The sequence below is a fragment of the Fusobacterium ulcerans ATCC 49185 genome, from assembly GCF_900683735.1.
Taxonomy (GTDB): domain Bacteria; phylum Fusobacteriota; class Fusobacteriia; order Fusobacteriales; family Fusobacteriaceae; genus Fusobacterium_A; species Fusobacterium_A ulcerans_A.
This window is the reverse complement of the sequence record NZ_LR215979.1, coordinates 3,601,920-3,614,679: the sequence shown is the minus strand read 5'-3', so window position 1 is coordinate 3,614,679 and position 12,760 is coordinate 3,601,920. Positions and strand designations below refer to the sequence as shown.

Annotated in this window: 14 protein-coding genes; 3 read left to right on the top strand and 11 right to left on the bottom strand. The window is 30.7% G+C overall.

Annotated features, from left to right (window positions below; all coding sequences use genetic code 11):
* Positions 1-17: 17 nt before the first annotated feature.
* The 10 genes from kdsA to E0E45_RS16360 all read right to left on the bottom strand — a co-directional run bounded on the left by kdsA (position 18) and on the right by E0E45_RS16360 (position 10,084).
* A complete protein-coding gene (kdsA, locus tag E0E45_RS16405; RefSeq protein ID WP_130892125.1) occupies positions 18-857 on the bottom strand; it encodes a 3-deoxy-8-phosphooctulonate synthase in 840 nt (279 codons plus the stop codon).
* A 9-nt stretch (positions 858-866) separates the two neighbouring features.
* Positions 867-2,318: a UDP-N-acetylmuramoyl-L-alanyl-D-glutamate--2,6-diaminopimelate ligase gene (locus E0E45_RS16400; protein WP_130892124.1), complete on the bottom strand. Its 1,452-nt coding sequence runs from the start codon at positions 2,316-2,318 to the stop codon at positions 867-869.
* 76 nt (positions 2,319-2,394) lie between these two features.
* On the bottom strand, positions 2,395-2,772 hold the full coding sequence (locus E0E45_RS16395; RefSeq protein ID WP_130892123.1) for a hypothetical protein: 378 nt from the start codon (positions 2,770-2,772) through the stop codon (positions 2,395-2,397).
* Between the two features lie 120 nt (positions 2,773-2,892).
* Entirely contained in the window at positions 2,893-3,567 is a 675-nt protein-coding gene (locus E0E45_RS16390; protein WP_130892122.1) for a uracil-DNA glycosylase, read from the bottom strand.
* Positions 3,568-3,595: 28 nt separating this feature from the next.
* Positions 3,596-5,356: a TIGR03960 family B12-binding radical SAM protein gene (locus tag E0E45_RS16385; RefSeq protein ID WP_130892121.1), complete on the bottom strand. Its 1,761-nt coding sequence runs from the start codon at positions 5,354-5,356 to the stop codon at positions 3,596-3,598.
* Between the two features lie 65 nt (positions 5,357-5,421).
* Positions 5,422-5,841 (bottom strand): HD domain-containing protein, encoded by a 420-nt coding sequence (locus E0E45_RS16380; protein ID WP_130892120.1) that lies wholly within the window; start codon positions 5,839-5,841, stop codon positions 5,422-5,424.
* Positions 5,842-6,693: a pseudouridylate synthase gene (locus E0E45_RS16375; protein WP_130892119.1), complete on the bottom strand. Its 852-nt coding sequence runs from the start codon at positions 6,691-6,693 to the stop codon at positions 5,842-5,844. It abuts the gene before it with no gap.
* Between the two features lie 101 nt (positions 6,694-6,794).
* Positions 6,795-7,604, bottom strand: a complete 810-nt coding sequence (locus E0E45_RS16370) for a toxin-antitoxin system YwqK family antitoxin (RefSeq protein WP_130892118.1) — start codon at positions 7,602-7,604, stop codon at positions 6,795-6,797.
* A 55-nt stretch (positions 7,605-7,659) separates the two neighbouring features.
* Positions 7,660-9,114: an IMP dehydrogenase gene (guaB, locus tag E0E45_RS16365; RefSeq protein ID WP_096404260.1), complete on the bottom strand. Its 1,455-nt coding sequence runs from the start codon at positions 9,112-9,114 to the stop codon at positions 7,660-7,662.
* A 145-nt stretch (positions 9,115-9,259) separates the two neighbouring features.
* The gene (locus tag E0E45_RS16360; RefSeq protein WP_096404261.1) at positions 9,260-10,084 is read right to left on the bottom strand and encodes a mechanosensitive ion channel family protein; all 825 of its coding nucleotides are present in this window, start codon (positions 10,082-10,084) and stop codon (positions 9,260-9,262) included.
* A 215-nt stretch (positions 10,085-10,299) separates the two neighbouring features.
* Here E0E45_RS16360 and E0E45_RS16355 point away from each other — a divergent pair, with 215 nt between their 5' ends.
* From E0E45_RS16355 to E0E45_RS16345, 3 genes are read left to right on the top strand one after another with little or no spacing between them, the layout of a single operon-like run.
* Positions 10,300-11,154, top strand: coding sequence for an alpha/beta fold hydrolase (locus E0E45_RS16355; protein WP_130892117.1), 855 nt, complete (start codon positions 10,300-10,302; stop codon positions 11,152-11,154).
* 24 nt (positions 11,155-11,178) lie between these two features.
* Positions 11,179-11,802, top strand: a complete 624-nt coding sequence (locus E0E45_RS16350; protein ID WP_130892116.1) for a DUF1847 domain-containing protein — start codon at positions 11,179-11,181, stop codon at positions 11,800-11,802.
* A gap of 12 nt (positions 11,803-11,814) precedes the next feature.
* A complete protein-coding gene (locus E0E45_RS16345) occupies positions 11,815-12,009 on the top strand; it encodes a hypothetical protein (RefSeq protein ID WP_130892115.1) in 195 nt (64 codons plus the stop codon).
* Positions 12,010-12,050: 41 nt separating this feature from the next.
* On the opposite strand, the gene E0E45_RS16340 is transcribed toward E0E45_RS16345, so the two are convergent.
* Positions 12,051-12,758: an aspartate/glutamate racemase family protein gene (locus tag E0E45_RS16340; RefSeq protein ID WP_130892114.1), complete on the bottom strand. Its 708-nt coding sequence runs from the start codon at positions 12,756-12,758 to the stop codon at positions 12,051-12,053.
* Positions 12,759-12,760: the final 2 nt, after the last annotated feature.

The following is a 12,760-nucleotide window of genomic DNA, read 5'->3' as shown; positions in this document are numbered from 1 at the left end:
TCCTTTGTCATCTCCTATTATCTTCCTTTTACAAGATCATCTATCTTTACTGCCATTTTCAGTATCTCTTCAAGCTCAGATAAATAAAGCATATTAGGTCCATCTGACAAAGCTTTCTCAGGATTTGGATGTACCTCTGCAAATATTGCATCTACTCCTATTGCAAGTCCTGCTCTCATTAATGGATAAACATATTCTCTGTCCCCAGAAGTAGCTGTTCCCAACCCTCCTGGCTTTTGTACTGCATGAGTTACATCAAATACCACTGGGTATCCAAATTTTCTCATTTCCATGAAAGATCTCATATCTACTACCATATTATTATATCCAAAAGTGCTTCCTCTTTCACAAAGCATAATATTAGGATTTCCACTTTCTTCCATTTTAGTTACTACATTTTTCATATCCCATGGAGCAAGAAACTGCCCTTTTTTTACATTTACAGGAAGTCCTGTTTCAGCTGCTGCTATGAGTAAATCTGTCTGTCTGCATAAAAATGCTGGTATCTGTATAAGGTCTACTACTTCTGCTACTTTTTTACACTGCCATACTTCATGTACATCTGTTACAACTGGAAGATCATATATATCTTTTACTTTTTGCAATATTCTAAGTCCTTCTTCTATTCCAGGTCCTCTATATGAATGGATAGATGATCTGTTAGCTTTATCAAAAGAAGCTTTAAATATATAGTTTATTCCTAATTTGTTACATATTTCTTTTACTTTTCCTGCTACTTCCATTACTAATTCTTCAGATTCTATTACACATGGACCTGCTATCAAAGTGAATCTATTATTGCCACCAATCTCTATATTTTTTCCTATTTTAACTTTCTTTACTTCACTTACCAGCATGATTCCCCCTTATTTCATCTTTTTCTTTTTCACTATCTCTCTTCTGGCTATTTCTCTATCATCAAAATGTATTTTTTTTCTGCCCAATATTTGATAAGTTTCATGTCCTTTTCCAGCTATAAGAATGATATCTTTTGCTTCTGCTAATTTTATAGCTTTAGATATAGCATGATCTCTATCCTCCACCACAATATGATTTTTTCCTTTCATTCCTTCCAGTACTTGTTCCACTATTTTGTGAGGATCCTCTGTTCTTGGATTATCTGATGTCACTATTGCAATATCACTCAATCTTTCAGCTATTTCTCCCATAACAGGTCTTTTGCTTGGATCTCTGTCTCCACCACATCCAAAAACTGTTATTACTTTTCCTTTTTTCAATTCATTTATACTTTTCAATATATTTTCAAGAGCATCTCCTGTATGTGAGTAGTCTACAATTACTGTAAAATCCTGTCCACAGTTTACTAATTCATATCTTCCTGGTGCTCCTTTTAATTTTTTTATTTTATCAAGAACAATTTCCCTTTTTATTCCTAAAAGCAATGCTATAGAAATTGCTCCAAGTACATTGTACACATTATATCTTCCAAGTATAGCGAGTTTTATTCTTGTTGAAAAATCATCTATATGAAATTCTACTTCCTGTCCATCTCCATGAAACTCTACGATTTTTCCTCTTACTCTTCCTTCATTGTGCATACCATAAGAAATTCCTCCAAACTCTGAAGAAAGTCTTTTTCCATATAAATCATCTATATTGATAACACAATTCTTTTCACAACCTTTTTTCATCATTGTAAAAAGTTTTCTTTTTGCCTGAAAATAATCTTCCATTGTTTTATGAAAATCAAGGTGATCTAAAGTCAAGTTAGTAAACATACTTACATCAAATTCAAGCATATCCACTCTACCAAGATCAAGAGCATGAGAACTCACTTCCATTACAAGATATTCCATTCCTTTTTCTACAGATCTCTTGCACATCTTCACAATATCCAAAGATTCTGGAGTAGTATTAGGAGCCTCTATTACTTCATCTCCTATTTTATATTCTACAGTTCCTATCCTTGCAGTTTTATCACTTCCCAGTATAGACTCTATCAGATAAGTTGTTGTAGTTTTTCCATTAGTTCCAGTTATTCCTATTATTTTCAATTTTTTTTGAGGCCAATTATAAAAATTAGAAGCTAACACTCCTAATTTTCTTCTTAGATCTTTAATCCAAATATATTTAACTGGAAAAGCTGTTTCTATTTTTTTAGACACTAATATGCATTTTGCTCCATTTTTTACTGCTTGTTCTATATAATTATGTCCATCAGATATTGCACCTTCTAAAGCAACAAATATATCCCCAGTTTTTATTTTTCTAGAATCATACTCTATCCCAGTATATTCTTCTTCTTTAACTACATCTTTTAAAATTTCATATTCCAGTCCATTAAGAAATTTTTCCATCTTATATTCTCCTTAAAAAGAAATTTTGATACTGTAATAATTCTAACATAAATTTTATCATTTTCATAGAAAAAGACTAATCTATAGTAGTTAAAGAATTTGGTTTTGAATTATTTTGGTATGTGATTTCTTCTAATTTATTTTTATACTTTAAAAGTTCATTTGTGAGTTGCCCTTGCAAAGCAAAAAATCTCTTATTAAGATCATCCATATATCCCCAATCTGGAGTTTCTTTTCTCATTTCCTGTTGTATCTTGTATCTAATACTTTTCAGTTGATCTTTTATTTCATTTGATTTAACCAAAAGATCCTCTCTAAGCTCTATAACTTCCTCTTTCTGCTCGCTGCTTAATTCATTGAAGTAAACAGTACATCCATCAATTATGATTTCATCAGCATATATACATAGAGTAGAAATAGAAAATATTAAAATCAACATACTAATATACTTCATAATTAGCCTCCAGTTTATAACCTCTTTTACACAATTATATTAAACATCTGTGTCATATTTGTGACAACAACATTTATTTAATACAACTTAAATAAAAGACAAACTGATATTTCATTCTATTTATATATTTTCTATCTGCCAATTGATTTCTTTCTTACCTAAACTACTCAATATTTCGTTTATTTTTTTGAAATGACCACAACCAAAAAATCCATTATGAGCTGACAGAGGACTTGGATGTGCTGCTTCAAGTATATAATGTCTATCAGTATTAATAAAAGATTTTTTCTTTCTTGCATTTCCTCCCCATAAAACGAATATAACTGGATCCTCCCTATCATTTAAATATTTAATTATATTATCTGTAAATATTTCCCATCCTATTTTTGAATGAGAGTTTGCTGCTCCTGCTCTTACAGTAAGAGCAGTATTTAAAAGAAGTATCCCCTGTTCTGCCCAAGGAACTAAATACCCATTATTTGGTACATATAATCCTAATTCATCTCTTAATTCTTTATACATATTTTGCAGTGATGGAGGAGTTTTTATTCCTATATTCACTGAAAATGCCAATCCATGTGCTTGATTAGGACCATGATAAGGGTCTTGTCCTAAAATCAATACTTTACAATCTTTATAACTAGTAAGTTTTAATGCTGAAAATATATTTTCCATTTTTGGATAAATAGTTTCAGTTTTATATTCTGCTATTAGAAATTTTCTCAACTTTTGATAATATTCCTTCTCAAACTCATTTTTTAGTACTTCATCCCAATCGTTTCCTAGATTTACCATTTTCTCTCCTCCAATTTTAAATTTTTTATTATTCTGCTGCTATTTTTAAACAGTTAGGAAATCTCTTTTTCATTCCACATCCAGAACACATTTCTCTGCAATCTGGTGTTAGTGCTCCCTCTTCTGCTTTTTTATATTCTCTTAAAAGAAAACTCTTTTCTACTCCTATATCTACCACATCCCATGGAAGATCATTTTCCAAATCCCTTACTCCAAGATAATCTTTTTCATTTATTCCAAGTTCATCAGCTGAGGATTTCCAGATATCATAGTTATCTTTATAGTCATCAAGTTTTGCTCCTTTTTTCCAAGCAAGCTCTATAAGATCTCCTGTTCTTTCATCTCCTCTTGAAAGAAATCCTTCAAGATAGGATTTTCTCATATCATGTATTCTTAAAGTACAATGCTTTGATGTCTTAAACAAGTCCTTTAATATTCTATGCTTTCTTTTCATCTCTTCTATATCCATCTGTTCAGACCATTGGAATGGGGTATGAGGCTTTGGAACAAAGTTTGAAACACTTACTGTTACATTTATTCTTTTGCTTATAGGTCTGCATCTTTTTATAACCTTAGAAGCAAGTTCAAATATTTCTGCTACATCTTCATCTGTTTCAAAAGGAAGTCCTATCATAAAATAAAATTTAAGATTTTCCCATCCTCCTCTTATAGCAGCTTCTGCAGTAGCCAGTACATCTTCTTCTTCTACACCTTTATTTATTATATCTCTTAGTCTTTGTGAACCAGCTTCTGGAGCAAATGTAAATCCAGTTCTTTTTCCTCCACTGATGTCATCTGCTACCTGTACAGAATATGGATTCATTCTCAAAGATGGAAGTGAAATTCCTAGATTTCTATTTTCATATCTATTTTTCAATCCTTTAATAAGTTCGTCTATTTTACTGTAATCACTGCTACTCAAAGATGAAAGAGATATTTCTGAATATCCAGTATTTTTTATCATTCTCTCTATCAGTTCGCAGTTATTTTTAAAGCTTCTCTCTCTTACAGGTCTGTATACAATTCCAGCCTGACAGAATCTACACCCTCTTGTACAACCTCTTTGTATTTCTACAGAAGCCCTGTCATGCACTATATTTATATATGGTACAAGCTGATCATCATAAAATTCTGTTCTGTCTAAATCCTCAACAATAGCTCTTCTTACTCTTTTCCTTCCTTTATGAAGGACAGGAACATATACTCCATCAAAACCTTCTATCAGTTTTAACTTTTCCATCTTGCTTTTATCATGGTTAGCTGTAAGTATTTCAGCTATTTTCATCATAACTTCTTCTCCATCTCCTATTACTACGAAGTCAAGAAATTTCTCCATAGGAACAGGATTCATCATACAAGTTCCCCCTGCCATTATCAATGGATATTCTTCTCCTCTGTCTTTACTTTCAACTGGTATTCCTGCTAAATCTAAAGCATTCAATACATTTGGATAACACATTTCATATGATAATGAGAATCCTACTACATCAAACTCTTTTAATGGAGTTTTACTTTCCAAAGAAAACATAGGTATTTTGTTTGCTCTCATCAAATTTTCCATATCTTCCATAGGAGAAAATCCTCTTTCTAAAGAAAATCCCTCTACTCTGTTCATAAGGCTATACAATATTCTAATTCCCAGATTAGACATTCCTACTTCATATATATCAGGAAAAAACAGACACATTCTTGCTTTAAATTCATCTTTATGTATACTGTTTATTTCATTTCCCAGGTATTGAGCTGGTTTTTCAACTTTCAATAAATATTTATCTAAATTTACTCTCATTTTTTCCTCGCTTTTTTATTATTACATTTATTTTATCATTTTCTTATTAAAATTACCTGTTTTTTTTACTTATCATCTAATTTTTGAAACTCTTTCATTTTAGAATCATCACTTTTATCATGGTGTATTCTGCATAATTGAGCTAACTCTTTATTTATATTTTTTAATTTTTCATAGGCATTCTCAGTATGTCCTTCAAGTTTTCTATCTCCTACTACTACTTTTTTCATTCTCTTCAAAAATGTAGTTTTTCCTTTTCCACTGTCATGCAGAAGAGCAAGTTTCCAATATAAAATATCATCTTTTAATACTTCATTTTCTTTAACAAAATTTAATAATCTAAAAGAATGGACCTTGTCATACTCCATCATAGTATCAAAAATCTTAAATTCATCTTCTGAAAGAATTTTTTTCACAGTCTCATCTTTTTCCACATCATATTTTCCAAACACATAGATGATCCCTTGTCTGAGCCTATTTAACATTTATTTCTCCCTTACTACTATATCTCCATATTTTCTCTTCATCTCTTTAATATTCTTACCATTTTTTCCTATAAATTCTCCTCTTTTTCCTTGAGAAACATAGAAAACATATAAACTTTCATCTGTTGTTTTTTCAACCTTTATTACATTTTCTTCTGATATATCTGGCACTTCTTGAAGAATCATATTTTTCATTTCATCTTTTAAATAAATTTTTTCAAGAGTTAAGTATTTTCCCATAAGAGGTTCTTTTTTCCCAGTAAGTATATACCCAGACATTATTCTTACCTGTTTAGGCATAAAAGAATTCCCTAAAAATCTTAATTTCCCATTTTCATATATAATTCTTACCTCTCTTATATGCTTCTTAAGTTCAAGTCCTTTTTTATCAGTAAATTCACTTACATCATATATTCCACTAAGTTTTTCACAAAGTTTTTCTATTTCTTCCTTTGTATTTTTTATAAGTTTTTCAGGATATGAATATATATACTCTCTTTTTTCTATCATATCTGGAAAAACAAGATTAGGGAAAGTTTTTTTTATCATGGTAACCCTTAAGTCAGCATCAGAATTTTTATTAAACTCCTCTTGTACTTTATTTATATCTCCATTAAAATTACTACTGACATAGAGAATATTCTCATTTGCACTTACTTTAGCATCAGTTCTTCCTGCCTGCTGTACTCCCTTTGCCCAAGTAAATCCTATTTTTTCCATTATTTCTCTGAATTTTCCTTTTATGCTTTTCTTTCCGTCCATTTCATCAAAAGATTGAAATTTTTGTCCATTATATGAGATATAGAACATATATCCCCATTTCTTACTTTTTTCTATTGTTCTTATATCCATACTTTTTCTCCTTGCCTTCCAATTCTTTTAATTATATCATATCAGCAAAGAAAAAAAAAGCTGTAAGCAGTTTTAACTGCTTGCAGCTTTAAATATTTTTATTAATTCCAAGTCTGGCTTTTCAATCTTCCATTCTCATAAACAGCTATACTATCAACAGTTCCATCTTCTTGATATCTTTTCCATGTACCATCTTTAACCCAGTTCTTGTACTTTCCTTCTTCCAATATTTTTCCATTGTCCCAGAAAAATTTCCATTCGCCAGTTCCAGCACTCATATCACTTTTATGAAGAAGTTTACCGTTTTGAGCAAAAAATTCAACACCTGTAACTCTATTATTTTTATATCTTGTTATTGCTTTTATACTTCCATCTGAATAATATGATCTCTGTTCACCATTTAGTTTTTCATCTATATAGCTTTCAGTCAAAACGATATTTCCTTCATCAGAATACCATATTTTCTGTCCATTCAGTTTTCCATTTACATAAGCTTCACTATATTCAATAATATCCCCAAGGAATAATGCAAACTCTCCAGTGAAGGGTTTATCCTCTCCCTGAGCATATACAAGTTTATCTGCTCCATAAATCTTTTTACTGATGTCAATTATTTTCACACCACTTCTCATTAATGCCTTTTGTGCATCAGTTAATTTATCTCCACTTTCAATTGACTTATCTGTTACAGTTGTTTCAGATTTCACTTCTTCTTTTTTTTCAGATGTGTTTAACTTTTCCAAAGGTTTCAACTCATTATTTATATTTGATACAGGTTTTGTTACAGTTGATGTTATTCCTTTGTTGATTTCATCTAGAGTTTTTATTTCTCTAAGTCCCTCCGCAAAAATCTGTGAACTATATATAAATACAGCTGATAAGAAAATAATTATTCTTGTTCCTTTTTTCACTTTCCTCTCCTTAAACTTAAAAATAATATAAATTAGTCCAAAGAGAAAACACATCCTATTTAGAATAGTTTGGAGCCTCTTTAGTTATAGTAATATCATGTGGATGGCTTTCTTTTAAACCTGCTCCTGTTATTTTTATAAATCTTCCATTTATTTTAAGATCTTCTATAGTTGGTGTTCCACAGTATCCCATACCTGCTCTAATTCCACCACAAAGTTGGAATATCACATCTTTAAGATTTCCTTTATATGCAATACGTCCTTCTATTCCTTCTGGAACTAGTTTCTGAGCATCATTTTGGAAATATCTATCTTTTGATCCTCTCTTCATTGCTGCAATAGAACCCATTCCTACATATATTTTATATCTTCTTCCTTCAAGGATAATTTCTTCACCTGGTGCCTCTTTAGTTCCAGCTAAAAGTCCTCCAAGCATTACACAATCTGCTCCAGCAGCTAATGCTTTTACAATATCTCCAGAAAGTTTTATTCCTCCATCAGCTATTACTCCTATACCTCTGTCTTTGCATACTTGGTATACATCATTTACAGCTGTAAGTTGAGGAACTCCTACTCCTGCTACAACTCTTGTTGTACAGATTGACCCTGGTCCAATTCCTACCTTCACTGCATTTACTCCTGCAGCTATAAGATCCAATGCAGCTTCTGCAGTTACTATATTTCCTCCAATTAAGTTTAAATCAGGAAAGGCTTCTCTTATTTCTCTTATTTTCTTTATAACTCCTGCTGAATGACCATGTGCTGAATCAACAGTTATAATATCTACTCCTGCTCTTACTAAAGCTTCTACTCTTTCTAATGTATCTGCTCCAATTCCTACTGCTGCTCCTACTCTAAGAGTTCCATGAGTATCTTTACAAGCATTTGGATATTCTACCAGATTATCTATATCTTTTATTGTAATAAGACCTTTTAAATATCCTGCTTCATCAGTTATAGGAAGCTTTTCTATTCTATTAGAAAGAAGAACTTCTTTTGCCTGTTCTAAAGTAGTTCCCACTGGAGCCGTGATAAGGTTTTCTTTAGTCATTATTTCACCAACAAGCTGTTCCATATCTTTGTGGTATTTTATATCTCTATTTGTAACTATACCTATAAGTCTTCCATCATCTTCAATAACTGGAAGTCCAGATATTTTATATCTTCTCATCAAATCTTCAGCAAATCCTACTGTACAATCTTCTTTTAAAGTAACAGGATTTCTTATCATTCCGCTTTCAATTCTTTTTACTCTGTCTACTTCAGCAGCCTGATCAGCTATACTCATATTTTTATGAATAAATCCAATCCCTCCTTGTCTTGCTAAAGCAATAGCTAAATCTGATTCAGTTACAGTATCCATTGCAGCACTAAGAATTGGTACATTAAGTACTATATCCTTTGTAAGATTAGTTTTTAGACTTACCTCATGTGGTAAAACGTCTGATTTTGCTGGCACCAATAGCACATCATCAAATGTAATAGCTTCTTTTACTATTTTTCCGTTCATATCCCTCTCCTTTTTCATAAAAACTTAATATTTATACTTCATAAAATCAAAATTTAATAACCAAAAAACTTCATATATATATTTTGATTATTATAGCACAAATTTAAGAATTTTGTCACATAAAAAAAGATATTTTTTATAAATATTACTTTTCAGTTCTATTGTATATATCAATTTTCTGATATGGAATTTCTATGCCATTTTCGTCAAAGACTTTTTTTACCTCTTCATTGAAGTCATATAATGTATCCCAGTAATCTGAACTTTTCACCCAAACTCTGAAATTGAAATCAAGAGAGCTTGCATTTTGTTTAGCCATTCTTATTGTTATTGCTTTATCCTTTAATACTGCTGGATGGTTTTCTGCTATTTGTCTCAATAATTCTTTAGCTTTATCTGTTGAAGTATCATATGACACAGAAAATACCATGTCCAATCTTCTCTCTGGTTTTCTAGAATAGTTTATTATCGCATTATTTGCAAGCTGTCCATTAGGAACTACTATCACTTTATTATCTGTTGTGATAAGAGTAGTATAAAGAATATGTATCTGGTCTACTGTTCCTTCTATTCCCCCATTATTAGAGATATAATCTCCTTTTGAAAACTGTTTGAAGAAAAGGATAAGAACTCCTCCAGCCAAATTAGATAAACTTCCCTGTAATGCCAAACCAACTGCGATACCTGCTGTACCTAAAACTGTAACAAGAGATGTTGCTTTTATTCCTATTACACTGACTACCACAAAGAATAAAGCTATATAGGCAATTGTTTTAAGTAATGAAACTGTAAAACTTTCAAGTAATGGATCAACATTTTTCTTCTCAAGTGTCTTTTTATAAGTTGTTAAAATCATTCCTAAAAGTTTAGGCCAAATTATAAATAAAACTATCAGAATTAAACCTCTGATTACCAACCCTGGAAGAGCAGTAAAAATATCTGTAAGAAAACTTTCTAATAATGCATGCATAATGTATATCACTCCTTTAAAATTATTTTAAATTTATATAATTATACTAAAATACCATACTTATTCTTTTATTTTTTAACAAATTTTCTGTTCATTCACACTAATTATAATATTTTTTCTGATTTTTAACAAGTGTTTACTATAAAATTATATATGTAATTTTATTTTATTTTTACTGTTTATGAGATATAATAATATTACAGAGGTGAAATTTTATGACAGAAAATATAAAAGGAATTATACAAGTTATACATGGAATGAGTGAACATAAAGGAAGATATATTCACTTCTTTAAATATTTTACAGAACAAGGTTATCTTGTCTTTTTACATGAACATTTACATCATGGAAATAATGTTGCTGCAAAAGAAGAACTGGGTATATTTCAAAGTGATTTTCCTATCTTAATAAGAGAGCAAATATTGTATACTGAAAAATTAAAAAGAGAGTATCCTAATATTCCTTTTTTTGTATTTGGGCACAGTATGGGATCTTTCATTGCACAAGAACATATGAAAACCTGTTGGAATAAAATAGATGGGTATATATTTTGCGGTTCATGTTATAAACAGCCTTTTCTATGGAAAACAGGAGAAATAGCAAGTTATTTTTTAGATAAAATATATAAAAATAGGAGAGCCTCTATAATTAAAAAACTTGTTTTTCTAAATTCCAACAGCAAAACAAAATCTGAATATTATTATAATGAAAATTCATGGCTTTCCAGAGATATTGAAGAAGTTAAAAAATATTGTAATGATAAATTATGTGATTTTACCTACAGTAGTACTTTTTATACTACTTTCTTTGAGTTTTTAAATTCTCTCTATTCAGAAGAATCTTTTAAAAACATATCCAGAGAACTTCCTATAATGATAGTATCAGGAGATATGGATCCTGTGGGAAAATTTGGAAAGGGAGTTGCAGAGCTTGAGAAATTCTACAACAAAATTGGATTTAAAGATGTTACCTGTCATTTGTATAAAAATGCAAGACATGAGCTTCACAATGAAATAAACAGAGATGAAGTATTTAATGATATTGAAAAATGGTTAGAAATTAGAATTTAAATATATATTTAAGGAGATGATTTTATGTACACTTGTGATGTTTGTACTAAATACGTTTGCAGAACTGGGAATCTTGCTGAAGCTCCTCTTAATTGCCCATGCAGAGAACTTGACAACATAGAGGAAATCAAAAAATTCTATCTTGAAAAAGAAAATATGAAGCTTGCTCATAATTCAGCCCTTGTCGAAAGTGAAGGGTATTGTAAACAGACAAGAGTAGAAGAAATAATAAATTTTGCTAATAAATGCGGGTATAAAAAACTTGGTCTTGCATTTTGTGTAGGTCTTTCAAAAGAGGCTAAACTTTTTGCTTCTATCCTTAGAAATCAGGGCTTTACAGTGGAATCTTTATCATGCAAAAATGGGTCTGTCCTCAAAGAATTTATCAATATCTCTAATGAAGAGCAGGTAAGACCTTGTACTTATGAACCTATGTGTAATCCTATTGGTCAGGCAAAACTTTTAAATCAGTCTGGAACTGAATTAAATATACTTTTAGGACTTTGTGTAGGACATGACTCTTTATTCCTGAAACATTCTGAAGCTCCTGTTACAGTGTTTGCAGTAAAAGACAGAGTTCTAGGTCACAATCCTCTTGCTGCTATATATATGGCTGAAGGATATTATAAGAAAAAACTTTTTAAATAAAAGCGAGGAAAAATGATAATAGAAAAAAATTCCCTTTGGATAAATAATAAAAATGGAAGAGAATACCAAACTGTAAGTGAAGCTATTGATTGTACTAATGAAAGAGATGGATTGATAGTGATAGTTTATATCTGTAAAGAAGCTGAAGGAAAACTTTTTGTAAGAGAAAAAAGTGAGTTTTTAAAAAAATTCTCACCTAAGAAATAGAAAACAAGGTGGCTCAAAATTACTTTGAACCACCTTGTTTTTTATAATTCGTATTTATTTTTTGCGTAAGCTACTGCCACTTTTCCTATAATATCATTAGGATCTATAAGAGGCACTGTAAAACTTTTTCCTTTTAATATAATTGGAATTTCTGTACATCCCATTATTAATGCCTCTGCTCCATTTTCTATGAAATATTTAGCACAATCTGTAGCATCTTTTACATTCTTTTCTGTAACCCCATTGTATTTAAAGTCAAATATAGTATCATGTACTTTATTCTGTACTTCCTCTTTTGCAGCTATTACTTTTATTCCAAACTTTGCACAGCATTTATCATATAATTTAATCTTCACAGCTGCATTAGTTGCCATTACCCCCACTTTTTTTATTCCTGGCACCTGACGCATCATCTCTTTAACTGCTTCCTCTATTATATGTAGAAATGGTATGTCTACCTGACTGGCAACTTCGTCATAAAAATAATGTGCTGTATTTGCCCCGATTATTATAAAGTCAGCCCCCGCTTTTTTTAAATTTTCTGCTGTAGCAACCATAGCTGCAACTGGGCTTTCTGTCCCTTTCATGATTGCATCCTGTCTGCTTGGCATTTTTGGATTATTGTCCACTATTATTCTCAAGTGATCTTCATCACATTTTGCATGTGTTTCTTCTACTATTTTGGCAAAAAGATCTATAGTAGCTTCTGGTCCCATTCCACCTAATATTCCCACAACTTTTTCTTTCATTA